The 20,304-nt window shown below is 70.3% G+C and carries 17 protein-coding genes and 2 tRNA genes; 12 read left to right on the top strand and 7 right to left on the bottom strand.

Going from position 1 to position 20,304, the window contains the following annotated elements; genetic code table 11:
• The first annotated feature begins 334 nt into the window (after window positions 1-334).
• From KCH48_RS24140 to KCH48_RS24115, 6 genes are all read left to right on the top strand, one after another.
• Window positions 335-751 (top strand): hypothetical protein, encoded by a 417-nt coding sequence (locus KCH48_RS24140; RefSeq protein ID WP_210576786.1) that lies wholly within the window; start codon window positions 335-337, stop codon window positions 749-751.
• A 62-nt stretch (window positions 752-813) separates the two neighbouring features.
• The gene (secD, locus tag KCH48_RS24135) at window positions 814-3,255 is read left to right on the top strand and encodes a protein translocase subunit SecD (protein WP_210576785.1); all 2,442 of its coding nucleotides are present in this window, start codon (window positions 814-816) and stop codon (window positions 3,253-3,255) included.
• 79 nt (window positions 3,256-3,334) lie between these two features.
• On the top strand, window positions 3,335-4,801 hold the full coding sequence (locus KCH48_RS24130) for an NAD(P)/FAD-dependent oxidoreductase (RefSeq protein ID WP_210576784.1): 1,467 nt from the start codon (window positions 3,335-3,337) through the stop codon (window positions 4,799-4,801).
• A 105-nt stretch (window positions 4,802-4,906) separates the two neighbouring features.
• The gene (locus KCH48_RS24125) at window positions 4,907-5,686 is read left to right on the top strand and encodes an HAD-IIA family hydrolase (protein WP_210576783.1); all 780 of its coding nucleotides are present in this window, start codon (window positions 4,907-4,909) and stop codon (window positions 5,684-5,686) included.
• 103 nt (window positions 5,687-5,789) lie between these two features.
• On the top strand, window positions 5,790-6,365 hold the full coding sequence (locus KCH48_RS24120; protein ID WP_210576805.1) for a hypothetical protein: 576 nt from the start codon (window positions 5,790-5,792) through the stop codon (window positions 6,363-6,365).
• A 6-nt stretch (window positions 6,366-6,371) separates the two neighbouring features.
• Window positions 6,372-7,031: a class F sortase gene (locus tag KCH48_RS24115; RefSeq protein WP_210576782.1), complete on the top strand. Its 660-nt coding sequence runs from the start codon at window positions 6,372-6,374 to the stop codon at window positions 7,029-7,031.
• A 223-nt stretch (window positions 7,032-7,254) separates the two neighbouring features.
• Here the strand turns inward: KCH48_RS24115 and KCH48_RS43205 are convergent, their stop codons facing one another.
• Together KCH48_RS43205 and KCH48_RS42360 are read right to left on the bottom strand one after the other, a co-directional pair.
• A complete protein-coding gene (locus KCH48_RS43205) occupies window positions 7,255-7,626 on the bottom strand; it encodes an ANTAR domain-containing protein (RefSeq protein ID WP_307840927.1) in 372 nt (123 codons plus the stop codon).
• Window positions 7,583-7,969, bottom strand: a complete 387-nt coding sequence (locus KCH48_RS42360) for a hypothetical protein (RefSeq protein ID WP_246885758.1) — start codon at window positions 7,967-7,969, stop codon at window positions 7,583-7,585. Before KCH48_RS42360 ends, KCH48_RS43205 begins: the two co-directional genes overlap by 44 nt.
• A gap of 164 nt (window positions 7,970-8,133) precedes the next feature.
• On the opposite strand from KCH48_RS42360, the gene KCH48_RS24105 reads away from it, so the two are divergent.
• Window positions 8,134-9,171: a glycoside hydrolase family 6 protein gene (locus KCH48_RS24105; protein ID WP_210576781.1), complete on the top strand. Its 1,038-nt coding sequence runs from the start codon at window positions 8,134-8,136 to the stop codon at window positions 9,169-9,171.
• A gap of 76 nt (window positions 9,172-9,247) precedes the next feature.
• On the opposite strand, the gene KCH48_RS24100 is transcribed toward KCH48_RS24105, so the two are convergent.
• The 3 genes from KCH48_RS24100 to KCH48_RS24090 form a co-directional block, all read right to left on the bottom strand.
• Window positions 9,248-11,185 carry a kelch motif-containing protein gene (locus KCH48_RS24100; RefSeq protein ID WP_210576780.1) on the bottom strand — a complete coding sequence of 646 codons (1,938 nt, stop codon included), beginning with the start codon at window positions 11,183-11,185 and terminating at the stop codon, window positions 9,248-9,250.
• Window positions 11,182-13,137 (bottom strand): glycosyltransferase family 2 protein, encoded by a 1,956-nt coding sequence (locus KCH48_RS24095; RefSeq protein ID WP_210576779.1) that lies wholly within the window; start codon window positions 13,135-13,137, stop codon window positions 11,182-11,184. The genes KCH48_RS24100 and KCH48_RS24095 overlap by 4 nt, the downstream gene beginning before the upstream one ends.
• A 345-nt stretch (window positions 13,138-13,482) precedes the next feature.
• Window positions 13,483-13,556, bottom strand: a tRNA-Lys gene (locus KCH48_RS24090).
• 187 nt (window positions 13,557-13,743) lie between these two features.
• On the opposite strand from KCH48_RS24090, the gene KCH48_RS24085 reads away from it, so the two are divergent.
• The 5 genes from KCH48_RS24085 (at window position 13,744) to KCH48_RS24065 (ending at window position 19,305) form a co-directional block, all read left to right on the top strand.
• Window positions 13,744-15,042, top strand: a complete 1,299-nt coding sequence (locus KCH48_RS24085; protein WP_210576778.1) for a peptidoglycan-binding protein — start codon at window positions 13,744-13,746, stop codon at window positions 15,040-15,042.
• Between the two features lie 90 nt (window positions 15,043-15,132).
• On the top strand, window positions 15,133-16,254 hold the full coding sequence (locus KCH48_RS24080) for an SPFH domain-containing protein (RefSeq protein ID WP_210576777.1): 1,122 nt from the start codon (window positions 15,133-15,135) through the stop codon (window positions 16,252-16,254).
• A 121-nt stretch (window positions 16,255-16,375) separates the two neighbouring features.
• A complete protein-coding gene (locus KCH48_RS24075; protein WP_210576776.1) occupies window positions 16,376-16,981 on the top strand; it encodes a lytic polysaccharide monooxygenase in 606 nt (201 codons plus the stop codon).
• Between the two features lie 103 nt (window positions 16,982-17,084).
• Complete coding sequence (locus KCH48_RS24070) at window positions 17,085-17,531, top strand: DUF3592 domain-containing protein (protein ID WP_210576775.1); 447 nt, start codon at window positions 17,085-17,087, stop codon at window positions 17,529-17,531.
• Between the two features lie 88 nt (window positions 17,532-17,619).
• On the top strand, window positions 17,620-19,305 hold the full coding sequence (locus tag KCH48_RS24065) for a long-chain-fatty-acid--CoA ligase (RefSeq protein ID WP_210576774.1): 1,686 nt from the start codon (window positions 17,620-17,622) through the stop codon (window positions 19,303-19,305).
• A gap of 55 nt (window positions 19,306-19,360) precedes the next feature.
• Here KCH48_RS24065 and KCH48_RS24060 read toward each other — a convergent pair.
• Window positions 19,361-19,434: transfer RNA gene (locus tag KCH48_RS24060), tRNA-Lys, on the bottom strand.
• A gap of 99 nt (window positions 19,435-19,533) precedes the next feature.
• Window positions 19,534-20,292 carry an IclR family transcriptional regulator gene (locus KCH48_RS24055; protein WP_210576773.1) on the bottom strand — a complete coding sequence of 253 codons (759 nt, stop codon included), beginning with the start codon at window positions 20,290-20,292 and terminating at the stop codon, window positions 19,534-19,536.
• Between the last annotated feature and the right edge of the window lie 12 nt (window positions 20,293-20,304).

Here is a 20,304-nt window from a genome sequence, read left to right as displayed (position 1 = left end):
ACCACCCGCCGACGCCTCCGCCCCCCCCCCCCCCCCCCCCCTCCCCTTCGCCGACGAACTCGCCCGCACCGGCCTCGGCACACCGCCCGGTGCCCTCGCCGCCACCGTCGTCTTCCTGCTCACCACGGGCGGCGCGCTGTACCTCGTACGCAGGCGCCGCTGAGCGCACCGAGCCCGCCTGCGACGATCCGTGGCAGCAACCCTCGTGCGGTGAGTCGGGAACCTCAGGACGCCCGACGACGTTCGTGTCACTGACGGCCGGACGAACCGAGCCGTCGGCTCGCAGTGCCCAACTGCTGATTCCGTACGACGACTTGACCGGGGGGCAAGAGGCGTGCAGCAGCACCGCGCACACCCCACGCGCCCGGCCGTCGTCGTGCTCTCCGCGCTGCTCGCGGTCCTGACCTTCCTCCTGCCGGTGTCGGCCAAGTCGGTGCCGGCGTCCCGCCCGTCCTCGACGGGCACGGCCGCGACAGTGACCGCGACGGCGATCGCGCAGGCGTCCGCGACCGCCGACGCGCCGCGACCCGTCGCCGTGGCGCGTCCCGTTCTCGGCCACGCTGACGTCGTGCCGTACCCGTTCCACGGCTTCCTGGGCCCTGGCACCGGGGACGCGGCCCCGCACCGCGCTGTCGGCGGTCCCGACGTGGCCGTGGCGGCCGCGGACGCGGGAGCGAGCCGGGGCGCCCACACGTGTCGCCCGCGTGGCCCGCCGTCCCGATGGAGCACCGAAGTCCGTATCGACGCCTGACCGTTCGCCTCCGCGCCCGGCGCAGACGTCGACTCCGTCTGCCTGCCCATCGTGGAGAACTCATGTCTCGCGCGCCCATGTGGCGGGCGATCGTCGCCCTAGGTGTGATCGCCGCCTCGCTCTTCTTCGCTCTCACCCAGTCCGCCCGCCTCGGCCTCGACCTGCGCGGCGGCACCCAGATCGTCCTGGAGACCAAGGACTCACCCGTCGTCGAGGCCAATGCCGAATCGACCCAGCGGGCCCTGGAGGTGCTCCGCCAGCGGGTCGACGCGCTCGGCGTGTCCGAGCCGAGCCTGTACCGGTCCGGACAGCAGCGGATCTTCGTCGAGCTGCCCGGCCTGCAGGACCCGCGCGAGGCCGCCGAAGTCATCGGCCGCACTGCCCAGTTGACCGTCCACCCGGTGCGGGGTGCGACGGATGAGCAGGGCAAAAACAAGGGGAAGCCGGCCGAGGACGGCTCGCGCACCCTGGCCGACCCCGACCAGAAGGGGGCGTTCCTCGAGCTCGGGCCCACCGCCCTCACCGGCGAGGGCGTCAAGGACGCCGAGGCCGTGCTCGACCAGCAGCAGATGTCGGGCTGGATGGTCGACCTCACCTTCCGCGGGCAGGCAGGCAAGGACTGGGCACGGGTCACCGGGGCGGCGGCCTGTGCCCCGCAGGGCGCCCCCGAGCGGCGCGTCGCCATCGTCCTGGACGGCAAGGTCCTCTCGGCGCCCGGCGTCAACGCGGATGTGGCGTGCAAGGTCGGTATCTCCGGCGGCTCCACGCAGATCACCGGCGGTTTCGACCGGGAGGAGGCCCGCGATCTGGCCGCGCTCGTGAAGGGCGGTGCGCTGCCGGTGCCCGTGGAGGTCGTGGAGCAGCGCACCGTCGGCCCCACGCTCGGTGCCGACGCCATCGCCGCCAGCACTCAGGCCGCGATCATCGGGCTCGCCCTGACGGGGCTGTTCATCCTCGTCGTCTACCGGCTGCTCGGCGCCCTGGCCACCATCGCGCTCGCGCTGTACGGGCTGATCTCCTACGCCGCACTGGTCGCCCTGGGCGCGACCCTGACCCTGCCCGGACTCGCCGGTTTCGTCCTGGCGATCGGCATGGCGGTGGACGCGAACGTGCTGGTCTTCGAGCGTGCCCGCGAGGAGTATCTGGGAGCCCGCGCCCTGAAGTCGGGTCCGTCGCGCCTGGACAAGCCGCTGCGCACCGCCTTCGGCAAGACGTGGAGCGCGGTCGTCGACGAGGAGTATCAGAGTGCCCGCGCTTTGAAGTCGGCCCCGGCCCGCCTCGACAAGCCGCTGCGCACCGCCTTCGGCAAGACGTGGAGCGCGGTCGTCGACTCGAATGTGACCACGCTGCTCGCGTCCGGGCTGCTCTTCTTCTTCGCGACCGGACCCGTCAAGGGCTTCGGCGTCACGCTCTCCATCGGTGTCCTCGTCTCGATGATCTCGGCCCTGGTGATCACCCGGGTCCTCGCCGACTTCGCGATCCGGCGCCGCTTCGTGCGGGGCCGGCCCGGCCTGACCGGGATCACCTCCACCGGCCGGGTGCGCGCCTGGCTCGCGCACCGCAAACCCCGCCTGGTGCACCATCGGCGCCGCTGGCTCGGCGTCAGCGCGCTGCTGATCGTGGTCGCCGTCGTCGGAATCGGCCTGCGCGGCCTGGACTTCGGGGTGGAGTTCACCGGCGGGCGCCTGGTGCAGTACAGCACCAGCAGGCCCGTGGACGTGGACGCGGCGCGCACGGCGGTCACGGAGGCCGGGTTCCCGCGCGCGGTGGTGCAGGAGTCGGGGGACGGGGACATCTCGGTACGCACCGGTGAGCTGAGCAACGACCAGCAGCACACGATCAAAACGGCGCTGGCGAAGGAGGGCGGCGAGGTCACCGTCGAGCGGGACGAGCTGATCGGACCGAGCCTCGGCGCCGAACTGCGCCAGAACGCGCTCATCGCGCTCGGCATCGCCGTCGCCGCCCAGCTGATCTACCTCAGCGTGCGGTTCCGGTGGACGTTCGCCGCCGCGGCCGTATCGGCCATGGTGCACGACGTGCTGCTCGTGGTGGGCCTGTTCGCCTGGCTCGGCAAGCCCGTCGACAGCATCTTCCTGGCGGCCCTGCTCACGATCATCGGGTACTCCGTCAATGACACCGTCGTCGTCTTCGACCGGGTGCGCGAGGCGCGCCGCCGCGATCCGGCGGCGGACCTGGAAACCACCGCGAACAAGGCCGTCATCCAGACGCTGCCGCGCACGGTGAACACCGGTATGGGCGCGCTGTTCATCCTGGTCGCCCTGGCCGTGCTCGGCGGTGACTCCCTCGCGGACTTCTCCCTGGCGCTGATCGCCGGCGTGGTGATCGGTATGGCGTCGACGGTGTTCACCGCCGTGCCGATCGCCGTGCAGCTCGAGGGCAGCCGCCCGGCGCCGCCGGTGCGCCCCAGGCGCGGCGAGGACGGCGGAACGCGCAGTCCGCTGGAGCGACGCGGGCGGGCGCGGGGTTCAGGCGCTGTGGTGTGAGGGCGCCCTGGGCATGGAGGTCCGCGACCGGGATGATGAGCGAGCTGGACACGGCGATCGCCAGGGGGAGTGACAGCTGATGAGAGCGTGTGTGGTCGGGGCCGGCCCCGGGGGAATCGTCACCGCCAAGGTGCTGCTGGAGAACGGCTTCGACGTCACGGTCTTCGACAAGTACCAGCAGGTCGGCGGGATCTGGTCGGCGCAGGGCTGCTACGACGGGCTGGCCAACCAGTCCGCGCTCCGCATCTTCGAGTTCGCGGACCTGCCCAACCGCCTGCACTTCGCCGACGCGGTGGACACGCAACGCTACCTGGAGAACTACGCCAAGACCTTCGGTGTACTGGACCGCGTCCGGCCCGGTACCGAGGTGATCTCCATCAGGCCGGTGGAGGGGCCCGGGCGGGCGGGCGCCTCCGGCTGGTCGGTCGACTCCCGGCCCGCCGGGGACGAGGCGGCGGACGTTGATCGCGAGACATTCGACTACGTCGTTGTCGCCAGCGGGGCTCATCATCATCCCCGAATGCCCGAGCTGCCCGGGCGTGAGTCGTTCCGTGGGACCGTGCTGCACTCCAACGAGGTGCGGGCCGGGACATTCGCCGGGCGGCGCGTGGTCGTCGTGGGCGGCGGCAAGTCCGCATTGGACCTGATCACCCGCGCCGCACGCGAGGCGGCCTCGGCCACGATCGTGCAGCGCAGGGTGAACTGGATGATCCCCGAGCGTCTCCTGCTCGGTCTGGTCGGCTACAAGTGGATCCTGTTCACCCGGCTCGGCGAGGCGCTCCTGCCCCGCTACCACGATCCGGCCTGCGTCCGCCCGATCGACCGCATCGACGAGCGCGTCAAGCGGGCTCTGTGGTGGCTCATCACCCGCGACATGTTGCTTTCCACCGGGCTGTACCGGCTGCCGAGACAGCTGCGGCCCGCTCACGCGCTCCCCTTCCACCTGGCACACGCGGGAGTGATGCCACGCGGCTACGTGCGGGCCGTCCGCCGCGGCCTGATCGCCCCCAAGGTCAGTGCCGTCGAGGCGTACACCGACAAGGGGCTGCGACTGGCGACCGGCGAGGAAGTGGCGGCGGATGTCATCGTGTTCGCCACCGGGCATCACAAGACCTTCCCGTTCCTGGACCCGAGCGTGCGCGTGCACGATTCCGACGGGAGGCTGCGGCTCTACCGAGGCATCGTGCCCCCCGGCGCCGAACGGCTGGGGTTCGTCGGTTTCCGGCAGGTCTTCAACAACATCATGGGCATGGAACTCACCGCGCACTGGCTGACCCGTCATTTCCGGGCGACGCTGCGCACCACCCCGGGCGAGCAGGGGATGCGGGAGGCCATCGACGCTCGCCTGGCCTGGCAGGAGCAGGTACTGCCAGGCTCCGGCGGCTACGACTTCGGCCCCTACGACATCCACTGCGCGGACGAACTCCTGCACGACATGGGGTTGCCGTCCCGCCGCGCCGGCAACCTGCTGGCCGAGTACCTGCTTCCCGGCGGAGTGGCACACCGCTACGCGGGCCTGACTCGCTCGGTCATCGGTACCGGGTGATCGACGGGGTCGAGATCACCGCTTCCTGACTACGCTGGGGGCGTCGGTACGCCGTGGTTCCGGCGCCCCCGCACATGCACGCACGTACGGCAGGAGAACCCGCACATGGCAGACCGCAAGCCCATCGAGTCATGGCTCACCGACATGGACGGTGTGCTCATCCACGAGGGCGTTCCGATCCCCGGTGCCGACGCGTTCCTGAAGAAGCTGCGGGAGTCCGGGAAGCCCTTCCTGGTCCTCACCAACAACTCGATGTACACCGGGCGCGACCTGCACGCCCGGCTGCGGCGCATGGGCCTTGAGGTGCCGATCGAGTCCATCTGGACCTCGGCGCTGGCCACCGCCCAGTTCCTGGACGACCAGCGGCCCGGCGGCTCGGCGTACGTCATCGGCGAGGCCGGCCTGACCACCGCGCTGCACGACATCGGCTACATCCTCACCGACCACGAGCCCGATTACGTCGTCCTCGGCGAGACTCGAACCTATTCGTTCGAGGCCATGACCAAGGCCGTACGGCTGATCCTGGGCGGCGCCCGCTTCATCTGCACCAACCCCGACGAGACGGGCCCCTCCACCGAGGGCCCGCTGCCCGCCACCGGCGCCGTCGCCGCGCTGATCACCCAGGCGACCGGCAAGAAGCCGTACTTCGCCGGCAAGCCGAACCCGCTGATGATGCGCACCGGGCTGAACGCGATCGGCGCGCACTCCGAGACCAGCGCGATGATCGGCGACCGCATGGACACGGACGTGCTGGCCGGCATGGAGGCCGGGATGCAGACCTTCCTGGTGCTCACCGGGCTGACCCGGCCCGAACAGGTCGAGGACTTCCCGTACCGGCCCTCGAAGGTCGTCGACTCCATCGCCGACCTCGTCGACCGGGTCTGAAACCCGGTTCCCACGAAATCCAACTCGTACGGAGCAGCGCGGCCCGGCTGAGGATGCGCGGCGGGGCCCCGCGGGGGAGCCTCCTGACTACGGGAGGTTCATGATGGGTCCACTGAAAGTCACTCTCTGTGCGGGTGCGGCGATCTTCGCGGCGCTCACCCCGGCCGCCCACGCGGCGGACGGAGGCGGCCTCTCGGTGACCCCGGCGTCCCCCGCCCCCGGTACCGACATAGCCCTCAGGACCACCGGCTGCTCCACCACCACCGGCACCGCGTCCTCGGCGGCCTTCGTCGCCGACGCCCGCCTCACCGGCTCCGGCGGCACGCTCGTCGGGGAGACCCGCGTCAGCTCCTCGGTCAGGGCGGGCACGTACGACGTGCGGATCACCTGCGCGGGCGTGCGGACGAAGGGCGCCCTCACCGTCGTAGAGAAAACGCCGCCGAAGACGCCACCAAAGGCGCAGCCGCACCAGCCCACCGCCCCCGCCTCCTCTCCGGTTGCCCCCGTCCAGGCGGGCGGCGGTGGTGCCGCCCGGCTCGGTGCCGGAGCCGAGGCGGATGCCGAGGCCGACGAGGCCGGGCCCGGTACGGGGCACGCGGTGACCGGGCTGGTGCTGGCGGGTGTCGCCGCGGTCGCCGTGGCGCTGCGCAGCGCCCGCCGGAGCCGCGGAACGGACTGACCGGCGATGTCCGAGCGCTCCTCGGGTACCGGCCGCCTCACGACGGGGTTGGTCTGGGCGGTGCTGCTGCTCGGGCTGTGGCTGTGGGGGCGGGAGGTCACCGACGTACGGCACGGGACGGCCACACCCACCACCGGCGACATGGCGGCGGTCGGCCGCCCGCCGGACGACGAACTGCCGCCCGTCGCCCGCCCGTTGAAGCCCGCGCTGCCGCAGCGCATCGACATCCCCGACCTGGGCGTGCAGGCCCCCGTCGTGGCCCGCGGGCTCGACGCGCACGGCGCCGTCGACGCGCCGCCCCTCGACCAGTCCGGAGTGGTCGGCTGGTACGCGGGCGGCGCGAAACCCGGCGCCGCGGGCGCCGCGCTCATGGTCGGACACGCCGACACCGAGACCCGCCCCGCCGTCTTCCACAAGATCAGCTCCCTGCAGCCCGGCGCGAAAGTCCGCGTCATCCGCGACGACGGCAAGATCGCCGAGTTCACCGTCGACGACATCCAGGTGGTGACCCGAGACCTCTTCGACGCCCACCAGGCCTACGGCCCTCACCACCCCGGCCGCCCCGAGCTACGGCTGATCACCTGTGGCGGCACCTTCGACCGACAGAGCCGCAGCTATACGGCAAACGTGATCGTGTCGGCGTACCTGACGAGGACAGGCTCCTGACGATTCCGGAGTCACCCGGCCCGGTCGACGACCCGCTCCCCCTGAAGCCGCCGACCGGGCTGGTCCTCGACCGCGCGCGCTCGGGCTGCGGGAGTAACCCGGCGACCGGCGCGGGAGGCTTGGAAGCCACAGTGGGGATCGACCGGCCGGGGACTGGGGCCGTCGAGGACGACTGTAGAACGAAAAACGCTGCCCGGCATAGAGGTTGCAGGTGGTGCGGGGGTCACGCGGGTCCACCGACCGTTCCCTCGCTCTCCCCGCTCTCCCGGCGCAACTCCGCGTCGTCCGCGACCCGTTCGATGACAGCGCTTGCTACCCGGTCGATCGGAAGCCTGCGCCGACGCGCGTACTGCCGCAGGGCCACGAAGGCTTCGTCGGCCCCCGTGCCCCAGCGCTCCGCCAGCATCCCCTTCGCCTGCTCGATCCGCACCCGGCTGGACAGGGCCTCCTGCAACTGCCCGGCCAGCGTGCGGTACTGCGCGTACGCGCGATGGTTCTGCAGTCCTACGGCGGCGGCGTCGGCCAGCGCCTGGGCCAGCGCCAGCGCCGCCTCACCGGCACGCCCGTCGTGCTCGGGGGGCGTCGGCGCGAACACGTTGAGCGCGCCGAGCAGTGTCTCGCGGCGGCGCAGCGGCGGCGTGCCGGATGGACACCGGCGGCACCGGCTGCCCGGAGCTGTAGCTGTCCAGACAGGGACCGCCGCCGTGCTGCGCCTCCAGCAGATCGAGGGCGACCTCCTGCTGCCGGCTGCTCCCGGCCAGCGACACCGCCCGCCCGCCGTCGATCAGCATGATCCCGGCCGCCCGCGCGGCCAGCAGTTCCACAGAGTGGTCCGAGATCACCTGTAAGTAGCGCGTGGCCTCGAAGGCGTCCGTGAGGGTGTCCGCCGCCTCCACGAGAGCCTGAGCGAGCTGGATCTCCCGATTGGTGTGATGCATGCCCGCGCACTCCCTTTCGCGTGCCCCCGCGCCCTCCTCTCAGGCGCGCGCCTCCCCAGACCATCGGGGCTGTAACAGCTCTCCGACAAGGCTCGGGCGGCCTCGTGGGCGCCGCGTCACGTATGCCAGGATTGAGACTCGAACGGTGCACCCAAGGGGGGTTGATGTACGGCAACAGGGGGGTGAGGTCTTTGTCGGCCGGAACGCGGGCGTCCGCAGTGGTGCTGGGGGCGGCGCTACTGCTCGCGGGGTGCTCTTCAGGGGACGGGGACGGCGGGGACGAGACCGGCGAGGCCGGCGCGAAGATCTCCCAACAGCCCAAGGAGACCGACCCGTTCTGGGTCAACCCGCAGGGAAACGCGGCCGCGCAGGTCGCGACGTACGCGAAGGCCGGCAAGCAGGACGAGGCCGAGCAGATCCGCAAGATCGCTCAGCAGCCGACGGGCGAGTGGCTCACTCCGGAGAGCGCCGAGCAGGAGGCGCGCGGTTTCACCGAGGCCGCCGAGAAGGCCGACCGGGACGCGCTGCTCGTCGTCTACAACATTCCGCATCGCGACTGCGGCCAGTTCTCCGGCGGCGGCGCCGCGGACGGCAACGCGTACCGGGAGTTCATCGACCAGGTGGCCAAGGGCATCGGCGATCGCTCCGCGACGGTGATCCTCGAACCGGACGCGATCCTGCACCTGGTCGACGGCTGCACCCCGGACGAGTTCCACGAGGAGCGCTACGACCTCCTCAAGGGCGCCGTCGAGAAGCTCAAGGCCAGCAAGAACACCAAGGTCTACCTGGACGCGGGCAACGTCGGCTGGGGCCGGCCCGACCAGATCTTCGAGCCCCTCCAGCGGGCGGGCATCGACAAGGCCGACGGCTTCTCCGTCAATGTCTCGAACTTCTACTCCACCGAGGACTCCATCGCCTACGGCAAGGAGCTCTCCGCGAAGGTCGGCAACAAGCCCTTCATCATCGACACCAGCCGCAACGGCAACGGCCCCTACACCGAGGGCAACCCCGACGAACGCTGGTGCAACCCACCCGGCCGAGCCCTCGGCGAAACCCCGACCACCAAAACGGCGGACCCCCTCGTCGACGCCTACGTCTGGGCCAAGCGCCCCGGCGAATCGGACGGCGAGTGCAAGGGCGGCCCGAAGGCGGGCGAGTGGTGGCCCGAGTACGCACTAAACCTGGCCAAAGCTTCCAACTAACGCCAATCCCCGCGCCCCGAAAGGGGCGCGGGGATTGGCGCGACAAGCCACAACGAACCTGCGGCCAAGAACGGCGCTAAGGCACCCGGACCCACTGCGCCTTACTAGGCGTCCCCTGATCATCCGTGACGAACAGCATGTACCACCCCGCCTGCACCAGATTCCGGTTCTTCGGCACCGTCACCGTGATCTTGTCCCCGGACACCTTGTAGTCCAGCGCGATGGACCGCTGATCCACGTCCGTGACGTGCGTCGACGCGCTCGGCCGGACCAACCGCACCTTCTTGATCGTCGACGCGTGCTGCGAGGTGAACGTCCCCGTCCCGCCGCGCTCGATGGTCTTCGGACCACCGGACAGCGACGGCTGTGCGTCCCGGTACAGATACGGCGGCGTGTAGATCTCGATCCGCTGCTCGAACTCGCCCGGCTTGGTGTTGGCCTTGTCGCTGTAGAGCGAGTCGGAGCCGAAGAACATCACCCGCCCGTCGGGCAGCAGGATCGACCCGGAGTGGTAGTTCCGGCCCACCAGCGGGTCGGCGACGCGCCGCATCTCGCCGGTCTCGGCGTCGTACATCCGCGCCTCGAGGATGTTGGAGTCGCCGCGCCCGCGGTAGTCCTCGGAGCCGCCGGAGATCAGCACGGTGTCGTCGGGCAGCACGGAGGCCTGCGGATACCGTGTGCCCTTCTCCAGCGAAGGCCCGTCCTTGAACGCCGGGTCCGCGTCCTTCAGGTCGATCAGCCGGGTCTTCTCGCTCGACAGCTTGGACTCGCCGACCCCGCCGCCGCCGATCACCATGTACTTCTCGTCCTGCGCGGGCGGCAGCAGCACGGTGTTGGCGGTCTCCAGCATGTTCGCGTCGCTCAGCCCGGGCACCTTGGTGAACTTGTTGGAGTCCAGGTCCCAGACACCGGGGTCACGCCCCACGTCGTCCGGCCCGTATCCCGCGTTCGCGCCCGAGTAGAAGATCTTGCCGTTCTGCATCAGGAACAGCGCCGGATACGTCGGGAACTGACGGATCTTCTTCGTGTACGTCCACTTCTTGGTCGCCGGGTCGAAGATCTCGTTCTTGCCGGGGACCAACTGGCCGATGTCGTCGAGGCCGGAGACGCTGAGGATCCTGCCGTCGCTCAGGGTGGTGAGCGTCGGGTACCAGCGGGCCTCCTTCATCGGGTCGACCTTGATGTACTTCTCGGCGACCGGGTCGAACTCGAAGGCGTCCCGGATGCCCTGGAAGTCCTTCTTGTCGAGCGCGAGCTTCTGCGCGATGCCGTAGGTGTTGCGGGCGGCGGCGCCGGTCAGGCCCTGGACGCGGTAGTTGTCCTGGGTGCCGGTCTCGTACTGTCTGCCCTTCTTCTGCGCCTCGACGTAGATCCGGCCGAGACCGGGGTCGTTGCGCAGGAACGCGCCGGTCGCCGGGTCGAAGACCTTCTTGGCGCGCGGCACGAGCACCGGGTCCTTGGAGACGAACGTCTTGCCGTTCTCCTTGCCGGTGAACTTGGTGCCCGCGGGCAGGGTGATCGGCTTGTCCGGGTTCTCGTTGTGGACGATCATCAGGCCGCCGGCCTTGGTGACGTCACCCTTGAGCTTCTCGTACCGCTTGGTGCCGCCCGCGATCAGCAGATTGCCGTTGGCGAGCTGGGTGTGGCCCGTGCAGAACAGGTCGCTGGGCGTCGGCACCTTCTTGATGGTGCCCTTGACGGGGTCCCAGATCCGGGTGTCGAACTTCTTCGCGTCGAAGTTGTCCTGGTCGTTGCCCGACCCGGCGACGAGCAGCACCTTGCCGGTGCGCAGCAGCGCCGCGTGGATGGTGTTCTGCCGGTACTCCTCCGGGAAATCGACGATCTCCCAGCGGCCGTTGTCGGCTTTGTAGTCGGGTCTGTTGATCTGGTACTCGTGATATTTCTCGGTCCCGACGCGGTAGAGCCACGGCCCGTTCATCCCGGCCAGCGCGAGAACCACCGCCGTGCCTATCGCGAGTCGGCGGACACGGCGGCGGCCGGCCTGGTCTTTCATTCCTTACGTCCCCCAAGTCCACCAAGGGCGATCTGCATGGTCTGGTCGTTGCCGCCGCCCTGCGGCGGCTGCGGCTGCTGCTGCGTGGCGGCCCAACTCGGCATCTGCTGCGGGGCGTGCGGCGCCGGCAGCGGCTGCGGCTCGGGCCGGTCGGGCGCGGCGGGCTTCTTCTTCTCCTGCCGCATCATGTGGCGCCAGGCGAAGATGGGCGTCGCCGTGATCAGCAGGGCGAAGCAGGCCCAGATGATCATCGCGGGGTGGGAGTGGCCGTACACGAAGCCCGCGGCGATCGAGCCGGCGAAGATCAGGATGAAGTACCAGTGGTACCGGAAGGTCCCGAACCAGCGGTCCGGGCTGGCCGAGTCGCCCTTGGGCGTGACCACGAACTTGCTCTTCTTGCGCAGCATCGAGTCGATCAGCGCCTTCGCGTACAGCGGCGCCGACAGCGCGGACATCACCATGCCGGCCACACCGCCGGAGCCCTCGGGCTCGTGCGGCGAGACATTGTGGCGGCGGTTCCAGACGTAGAGGCCGATCTGCAGGGCGGAGGCGTTGCCGTAGAGCATCAGCCATATCGTCGGGTCGATGTTGACACCCGAGGCACCCAGACCCAGGAACAGCGCACAACTGATCGCCGCGAGGATCCAGTTCAGGGCCGACATCGGGTAGAAGATGATCATCATCGTGTAGTTGAAGAGCTTGCTCGGCGGCAGCGAGTAGAAGCCCTTCCAGTACTGCTTGAGGATCGTCTCGTACGTCCCGCGCGACCAGCGCATCTGCTGGGTGAAGAAGTCCGTCCAGGCGCTCGGGCCCTCACCGACCGCCAGCACGTCCGGGGTGTAGACCGAGCGCCACTTCTTGCCCGTGACGGGGTTCTTGTGCCGGTGGATCTCGAAGCCGGTCGCCATGTCCTCGGTGATCGAGTCGTACAGCCCGCCGATCTGCTTCAGCGCCCTGATGCGTACGGCGTTGGAGGTGCCCACGAACATCGGCGAGCCGTAGCGGTTGCCGGCGCGCTGGATCAGGGCGTGGAAGAGGAACTGCTGGGACTCGGCGGCCTTGGTGACGAAGTTGTCGTAGTTGCCGTAGACCTGCGGGCCGATGACGAAGCCGACGTCCGGGTCGCGGAAGAAGCCGAGCATCCGCTCCAGGTAGTTGGGCAGCGGCACATGGTCGGTGTCGACGGAGGCGAAGAAGTCGTAGTGGTCGCCGTACGCGTCCAGCCAGGCGTTGTAGTTGCCGTGCTTGGTCTTGGCGCGGTGCGGGCCCTTGGCCTGGTTCCACTTGGCGACGCCCTTGCGGCTGAAGTGGTGCACGCCGAGCCGGGCGCAGACCTCCTTGACCGCCGGGTCGTCGCCCTCGTCGAGCAGCCAGACATGCAGCAGGCCCCGGTGGCGCAGCTTGACGGCCGCCTCCAGGGTCTTCGTCACCATCTCCAGCGGCTCCTTGCCGGGCACGAAGGAGGTCAGGAAGGCGACTCTCGTGCCGGTCTCGGGCACCACCGGGATGGGGTCGCGGGCGACCAGCGTGGCGTGCGCGTTCGACAGCACGTTCATGCAGCGGAAGAACTCGATCAGGCCGATCGAGACGAGCATGACCATGTCGAGGGTCGGCAGGAAGTCGTACGCCGGGTAGTCGCGCTCGGTCCAGTGCACGGGCTGGAGCAGCCAGGCGAGCAGCACCAGCGAGAGCAGCGGTGCGGCGGCCAGCATCAGGGCCACTCTGAGCCGGTGCGGCTCCTGTGAGATCAAGGAGCGGTACTGCACTCTGTAGGGCTTGTTCGGATCGGGTTGTGTGAGGGGACCCGCCAGTCGGCTGTAGTGCTCGTAGTCGTACTTCGGCAGCGTCTTCTTTATCCGGCGGAAGGCGCCGGTGCGATGCGACGGGACCCTGAGCTGGGTCGTCTGTGACGGGTCATAGTTCTGCTCGGCGCCCGTCGGCGTCGACGTCATGAGTCATCCCCCCACACGCGGGTCAGCGCGTGTTTGTCGGTTCCTTACACCTGCTCCGGTCCCCCTCGACCTTCACAGGCGTATCAGTGGTGGACCGCTGTCACCACATCTTCCACACCTCTAGACATGAAACAGCGACCTTCCGGTTGCATGATGCCCCCCTCGGCATCGCCTCATGAACGGGGCCCCTCTCTCCCCGTGACAAACCGGCAACCGGCTCCTTGCCCCCCAACTGCCGCGAATCCGCAGCATCTGGCAGAAACAGGGTTCTACGGCGTCCAGCATGATCGCAAGATGGGGGGTAAGGCGAAGGCCCCCCGCCGGAGCGAGGGGCCTAGCTGTCGGTGCGCCGCCAGGGACTCGAACCCCGGACCCGCTGATTAAGAGTCAGCTGCTCTAACCAACTGAGCTAGCGGCGCCTGCTGACCTGCACGACTTTACCGGACCCCGGAGGGTGCTCCGGACCACCCGCGCCCGGCCGGCCGGGGCCCGCCCTGGCCGCCGTACATCATTCGGACCGTCAACATGCGCGTCCGGACGACAGTTGTGAAACTGATCAACATGCACAGACGTGGACATTTCCAGCTGGAGTGTGAAGGGAATCGCATGCCGGCTCCGGCCTTCGAGGAATTCGATCCCGCGGGCGACTGCGACTGCGCGGGATGTGTTCACTGGCGGCGGGTCCTGCCGCATTCCGCGACCGGTCACGGAAGTCGTCACCCGGCCGCCCGGCGGGTGCTGGTCGTGGCCGCCGCGGCGCTCGCCGCGGGGCAGGCGGCACCGGCGCTCGCCGCCCCGCACGCGGCCCAGCGGCCGGACCTTCCCCCGGATGACGAGGCCACGAGTCCGCAGGGCGGTCCCGCCCCGCTGCACGGTGCGGCCGGCCGGCCCAAGCCCGCGCCCGGGACCGTGGTGCCCGCGATCACCCGGGCGGAGATCATCAAGCGGGCCAAGACATGGGTCGAGGCGAAGGTGCCGTACAGCATGAGCCGGTTCTGGTCCGACGGATACCGGCAGGACTGCTCCGGCTTCGTCTCGATGGCCTGGAAGCTGCCGGGCAACGAATGGACGGGCAGCCTCGGCCAGTACGGGGTGCGGGTGTCCAAGGACGATCTGCTGCCCGGCGACATGCTGCTGTTCCACAACCCGGAGAACCCGCAGAACGGCTCACACGTCGTCATCTTCGGCGGCTGGACCGATCACACGCACACCTCCTACATCGCCTACGAGTCCACCCGCCCGCACGCCCGCAAGCAGACCACCCCCTACGCCTACTGGAACAACTCCGACCGCTATCTCGCCTACCGCTACAAGGGGCTCGCGGCAGGCACGACGGGAACCCCGGGCGCCGAGCCGAGCGCGTCCGCCGCGCGGCCGTACCCGGGAGCGGCCTACTTCGGTCCCGGCGCCCACAACAAGCACGTCGCCGAACTGGGCCGGATGCTCGCCGCACGCGGCGCCGGCCGGTTCTACGCCTCGGGTCCGGGCCCCCGTTGGACGGACGCCGACCGCAGGGCGACCCGGGCCTTCCAGCGCGCCCAGGGCTGGACCGGCGACGACGCGGACGGGCTGCCGGGGCCGCGGACCTGGGCGCTGCTGGTCACCGGTGAGGGCAAGGACATCACCACGGGGGCCGCCGCACCGGCCGCTCCTGCCTCGCACGGGGTGCCCGGCTATCCGGGGCGGGCCATGTTCCGGCCGGGCGCGGCCAACGAGTACGTCACCCAGCTCCGCCGGCAGCTGGTGAGAAAGGGCTTCGGCACGCACCACACGACCGGTCAGGATCCGCGCTGGAGCGAGGCGGACCGGCGCGGCGTCGAGGCCTTCCAGCGCTCCCAGGGCTGGCGGGGCGGCGCGGCGGACGGCTATCCGGGGCCGGAGACCTGGCGGCGGCTCTTCGCGTGATGCGAGGAGGCCGCGCATCCCACCGTTCTGAGCATCGACTCTGAGCATCGACGCATCTGACGCATCTGGCGCGGAGGCTGGAGGCACCCGATGACCACGACCACGTCCCACACGCCCGAGTCCGACGGCCCCGCCGAGAGCGCGCCCCGGCCCGCCCGGCTGATCCAGAACGAGGCGACCACCGAGATCCCCGTCCATCTGCTGTTCCGCGACGACGCCAACCCGGTGTCCGTCCCCCTCAAGCCCGCCGTCGTGGGCCGTCGTCACGGGACGGGGGAGCAGCCGCGCTTGCGCCGCCCGGTCCCGGCGAAGGCCCGCCCGGTGCCGGAGGTGGACCCCGCCCTGACCGAACGCCCGGCACGCGTGCTGCCCGGAGTGGTGGGAGTGCTCGCCGGGGGGACGGGGGTGGCCGGAGCTCTCCTCACCTCTTGGTGGGCGGGCGCGTTGCCGGCCCCGGTCCTTGCGGAACTGGGTCTGCCGGGGACCGGCGGGGCCGGGCTCGGGCCCGCGCAGTGGGCGGCGTACGCCGGGGCCGTTTCCCTGGGTCTGTTCGGGTTCGGCGGGCTGGCGCGGGGGCGGACCGGGCGGGCGTGGGTGCTCGGGCTGTTCGGCCGCTATCGGGGGACCGTGCGGCGGACCGGCCTGATGTGGGTCAACCCGCTGGTGCTGCGCCGCCGGGTCGACGTACGGCTGCGGCACTGGCGCAGCGAGCCGATGCCCGCGGCCGAGGGCAGCGGGGTCTCGCTGCGGGTCGTCGTCCTCGTGGTGTGGCGGGTGCGTGACACCGCGCGGGCCACGCTGGGCGTCGAGGACCACGAGACCTATCTGCGCGAGTGCGTGGAGGCGGCGCTCGCCCGGGTGCCGGTGGAGATGCCGGGCGGCGTACGGCCGTCGATGGACGTGGCCACCGACGCGCTGACCCGGCTGGTCGCGGCGGACGCGACGCCGGTCGGCCTGGAGGTGTTCTCGGTGCGTCCGGTGCGTGTCGAGTACGCCCCCGAGGTCGCCGCCGCCATGCACCGCCGCCGGATCGCCGCGCTGGACGCCCAGCAGCGGGCGAGCATGCTGACGTCGGTCGTGGACTCGGTGGAGGACACGGTGACGCGGCTGACGATGCGGGGGCTGGTGGACCTCGACGACTACGAACGCAAGGTGCTGGTGAAGGACTTGACGGTGGCGTTCTGTTCCGGACGGACGGAAACAGGGCCCTGAACCATGTCCGGAATGAGTTCCTCGATTGGTATGGACATGTTCAAGTAACCGCAATAATCTGAGACTTGGTCTAGACCTGCAAGCTCACTGAACTTCCCCCACGTTTTCCAGGAGCGGCAGCATGCGCACCAAGACCAAGTTGTCCGCCGTCGCGGTGGGCCTCGCCACGACCGGAGCCCTGGTGCTCTCCTCCGGCGGCGCCAGCGGCCACGGCTACACGGACCTCCCCATCAGCAGGCAGAAGCTCTGCCAGAACGGCACCGTCACCAACTGCGGCAACATCCAGTGGGAGCCGCAGAGCGTCGAGGGCCCGAAGGGCTTCCCGGCGTCCGGCCCGGCGGACGGGCAGATATGCAACGCGGGGCTGGGCCAGTTCGCCCAGCTCAGCGCCCCGAAGACGCCGTCGGGCGCCAACTGGCCGACCACCAGGGTGACGGGTGGTCAGAGCTACACGTTCCGCTGGCAGTTCACGGCCATGCACGCCACGACCGACTTCAAGTACTACGTCACCAAGCCGGGCTGGAACCAGAACCACAACCTGGCCCGCTCGGACCTCAACCTCACCCCGTTCTTCACCGTCCCCTACAACGGCCAGCGCCCGCCGCAGACCCTCTCCCACAGCGGCACGCTGCCCTCCGGCCTGAGCGGCCACCACGTCATCCTCGCCGTGTGGACCATCGCGGACACGAGCAACGCGTTCTACGCCTGCTCCGACGTCACGTTCTGAGCATCCCTTGAGTCAATCCGCCACCCCCCGCGGGTAGGTTTCCCGCACGCCGATCAAGACCGTTCCGGCGTGCGGGAAGCCGTACCTGACCTCGGGGGATCTCATGGAAGCGCTGTTCTACGTCATTCCGCTGTGCATGATCGGCCTTGCGGGCTACGGCGCGACGAGGCTGATGCGGCGTGCCCGCGACATTCGCGGCGCCTGGAACCACGGGCTCACGGCCGAGGCGCGGTGTCTGCGGGCGTTCACGACGACGCGCAACGACTCCACGACGCAGCATCACGTCTACGAGTTCACCACGCGCGACGGGCGTTACATCCGGTTCGAGGAGGCGTACGGCCCGGCGACGACCGTGGAAGGCGACATCGTCACCGTGCACTACCTGCCGGACCGCCCCGAACGCGCCACGGCCCACGCCCCGGCGCGCGGAAAGCTCGCGGCGGGCTCGGGCTGCGTGCTGCTGTTCCTCGGCTTCTTCATCGCCTTCTGTATCGCGTTCATGATCATCGTCCACGCGTTCTTCTCGGCGGCGGAAGGCTTCGGGTTCTAGGTTCCTGGGGCGCTTCCGGGTCCTCCTGGTCCTCCTGGGTTCTCCTAGGGCTCCACATCTGACGGTATGTCAATTACCGTGCGCGCCCATGGAATCCAGTGCGCGTACGGTCGCGGAACTCGTCGCCGCGGGGTGGGGCGACCACCGCCCGGGGCTGTGGTGCGAGGAACGGACGCTCACCCACCACGAGATGGCGGCCGGAGCGGCGGCCCGGGCGGCGCTGCTGGCCGATCTGCTGCCGCCGGACGCCGAGCCGCACATCGGGGTGCTGCTCGACAACACCCCGGAGTATCCGCTGTGGTTGGGCGCCGCCGCCCTCGCCGGTGCGGCCGTCGCCGGGATCAACCCCACCCGCCGCGGCCCCGAACTCGCCCGCGACATCCTGCACACCGACTGCCGGATCGTCCTCACCGACCGCACGCGCCTGCCCCTCCTTACGGGCCTCGACCTGCCCGGCATACGACTGCTGTGCACCGACACCCAGGAGTACGACGACCTGCTCGCGCCTTACGCCGACGCCCGCCCGGACTCCACCCGTGCCACCCCCTCCCACCGTCTCCTGCTGTACTTCACCTCCGGCTCGACCGGCGCCCCCAAGGCAGCCGTCTGCACACAGGGCCGCCTTGCCGCCGCCGGACACTCCCTCGCCGGCCACTTCGGGGTGGGCCGGGACGACGTGCACTACATCTGCATGCCGATGTTCCACGGCAACGCGGTGATCGCCGACTGGGCGCCCGCGCTGGCGGCCGGGGCGGGGGTGGCGCTGCGGCGGCGGTTCTCGGCGTCGGGGTTCCTGGCGGATGTACGGCGCTACGGGGCGACCTACTTCACGTATGTCGGGCGGGCCGTGCAGTACATCCTCGCCACCGAGGAACGGCCCGACGACCGCGACAACCCACTGCGGCTCGGCTTCGGCACGGAGGCGGGGGCGGTGGACGCGGCGGCGTTCGAGCGGCGGTTCGGGGTGCGGCTGGTGGAGGGGTACGGGTCGTCGGAGGGCGGGGCGGCGGTGCAGTGGACGCCGGAGACACCGGCGGGGGCGGTGGGGCCCGCGACGCCCGGGCTCGTCGTACTCGATCCGGAGACGGGACAGGAGTGCCCGGCGGCTCTCTTCGACTCCACGGGGCGTCTGCTCAACGGAGAGGAGGCGATCGGCGAGCTCGTGAACCGGGGGCCGAATCCCTTCGAGGGCTACTGGCGCAACCCGGAGGCGGACGCGGCACGGCTGCGGGACGGGGCGTACTGGACCGGCGACCTCTTCTGCCGGGACGCCGACGGGTACCTGTACTTCGCCGGGCGCACGGACGACCGGATCCGCGTCGACAGCGAGAATCTCGCCGCCGCGATGATCGAGAACATCCTCGCCCGGTACGAGGGTGCGGACGCCGTCGCCGTGTACGCGGTGCCGGACCCGGTGACCGGCGACCAGGTGATGGCGGCGCTCTCCGGGACCTTTGAGCCCGACGACTTCGCGCGCTTTCTGGCGGCCCAGCCCGACCTCGGGACCAAGATGGCGCCCCGGTTCGTACGGGTCGTGCAGCGGATGCCGGTCACGGCGACGAACAAGATCCACCGCGCGCGGCTCCGCAAGGAGGGCGTCCACTGCGCCGATCCCGTGTGGTGGCGGCCGGCGGGGGAGGACGCGTACCGGAGGCTGACGCCCGCGGACATCGAAGCGGCCATCGAAGAAGGGCCCCTCGCTCCCACGAGAGGCCCGGCTTCAGGGGGTGTGGGTGGCGGAGCCCCCACAACGCGCGGCGCAGCCGCGCAGTAACGACGATGGCGAGCCGGTTCGCGCTTTCCGCGAACACGCCTCGCCATCGACAACGTGCGCCGCCAGGGACTCGAACCCCGGACCCGCTGATTAAGAGTCAGCTGCTCTAACCAACTGAGCTAGCGGCGCATGACCCTCGCCGGCCGCGCGTGATGTGCTTCGCGCGGCGGCGGTACGGAAAATATTACCCGGTTCTCAGGGGTGCTCCTGACCAATGCCGGGCGACCCTCAGATGGCCAGCGAGAGCAGCACCGGCGCGGCGTTGCGGTTCAGCGCGTCGGCGGCCTGCTTGAGCCGGTGTGCGTGCTCGACCGGGAGGGAGAGGGCGAGGCAGCCCACGGAGGAGCCGGCCGTGATCGGGACGGCGGCGCAGACCGTGCCGATCGCGTACTCCTGGAGGTCGAGGTGGGGCACGGTCGGCGGCTGGGCCTCCAGGCGGGAGAGCAGCAGCTTGTCGCTGGTGATCGTGCGCGAGGTGAGCCGGGCCATCTTGTGCCGGGAGAGATGGTCCCGGCGGCCATTGTGGTCGAGCTGGCCGAGCAGGCTCTTGCCGATCGCGGTGGCGTGGGCGGAGTAGCGGAAGTCCACCCACTCGTTGACCGCGGGGGTGGTGGGGCCGTCGGCGTACTGCGTGACGTTGATCTCGCCGTCGACGTACCGGCTGATGTAGACGGCCGCGCCCACCGAGTCGCGCAGCCGGTCGAGGGTGCCCTGAAGCTTTTCGCGCAGGGCCTCCTCGCGGCCGTGCGTGGAGGTGAGGCGGGTGAGGGCGGCGCCGGTGACATAGGCACCGTCGGCGCCCTGCTCGACGTACCCCTCACGGCGCAGCATCCGCAGCAGCGCGGTCAGCCGCTCGGCGCCGAGGCCGGTGTGCCGGGCGAGCTCTGCGTCGGTGACTCCGGCGGAGTGTCGCGCCACCGTCTCCAGGACGCGCAGGGCGTCCTGGGCCGAGTGGTACGGCGCGGTCGGCTCGTTCATCAGCGCCACGGTTTCCCCCTG

It is taken from the genome of Streptomyces sp. GESEQ-4 (genome assembly GCF_017948455.1).
GTDB lineage: Bacteria > Actinomycetota > Actinomycetes > Streptomycetales > Streptomycetaceae > Streptomyces.
This window is presented reverse-complemented; position numbering and strand designations above follow the sequence as displayed.

Bases quoted from the DNA above. Each gene is read 5' to 3' on its own strand.
- KCH48_RS24115 (WP_210576782.1), top strand. From the start codon at position 6,372: ATGTCCGAGCGCTCCTCGGGTACCGGCCGCCTCACGACGGGGTTGGTC.
- KCH48_RS24075 (WP_210576776.1), top strand. From the start codon at position 16,376: ATGCGCACCAAGACCAAGTTGTCCGCCGTCGCGGTGGGCCTCGCCACG.
- KCH48_RS24120 (WP_210576805.1), top strand. From the start codon at position 5,790: ATGGGTCCACTGAAAGTCACTCTCTGTGCGGGTGCGGCGATCTTCGCG.
- KCH48_RS24130 (WP_210576784.1), top strand. From the start codon at position 3,335: ATGAGAGCGTGTGTGGTCGGGGCCGGCCCCGGGGGAATCGTCACCGCC.
- KCH48_RS24095 (WP_210576779.1), bottom strand. From the start codon at position 13,137: ATGACGTCGACGCCGACGGGCGCCGAGCAGAACTATGACCCGTCACAG.
- KCH48_RS24100 (WP_210576780.1), bottom strand. From the start codon at position 11,185: ATGAAAGACCAGGCCGGCCGCCGCCGTGTCCGCCGACTCGCGATAGGC.
- KCH48_RS24070 (WP_210576775.1), top strand. From the start codon at position 17,085: ATGGAAGCGCTGTTCTACGTCATTCCGCTGTGCATGATCGGCCTTGCG.
- KCH48_RS24080 (WP_210576777.1), top strand. From the start codon at position 15,133: ATGACCACGACCACGTCCCACACGCCCGAGTCCGACGGCCCCGCCGAG.
- KCH48_RS24105 (WP_210576781.1), top strand. From the start codon at position 8,134: ATGTACGGCAACAGGGGGGTGAGGTCTTTGTCGGCCGGAACGCGGGCG.
- secD (WP_210576785.1), top strand. From the start codon at position 814: ATGTCTCGCGCGCCCATGTGGCGGGCGATCGTCGCCCTAGGTGTGATC.
- KCH48_RS24065 (WP_210576774.1), top strand. From the start codon at position 17,620: ATGGAATCCAGTGCGCGTACGGTCGCGGAACTCGTCGCCGCGGGGTGG.
- KCH48_RS42360 (WP_246885758.1), bottom strand. From the start codon at position 7,969: ATGCATCACACCAATCGGGAGATCCAGCTCGCTCAGGCTCTCGTGGAG.
- KCH48_RS24085 (WP_210576778.1), top strand. From the start codon at position 13,744: ATGCCGGCTCCGGCCTTCGAGGAATTCGATCCCGCGGGCGACTGCGAC.
- KCH48_RS24125 (WP_210576783.1), top strand. From the start codon at position 4,907: ATGGCAGACCGCAAGCCCATCGAGTCATGGCTCACCGACATGGACGGT.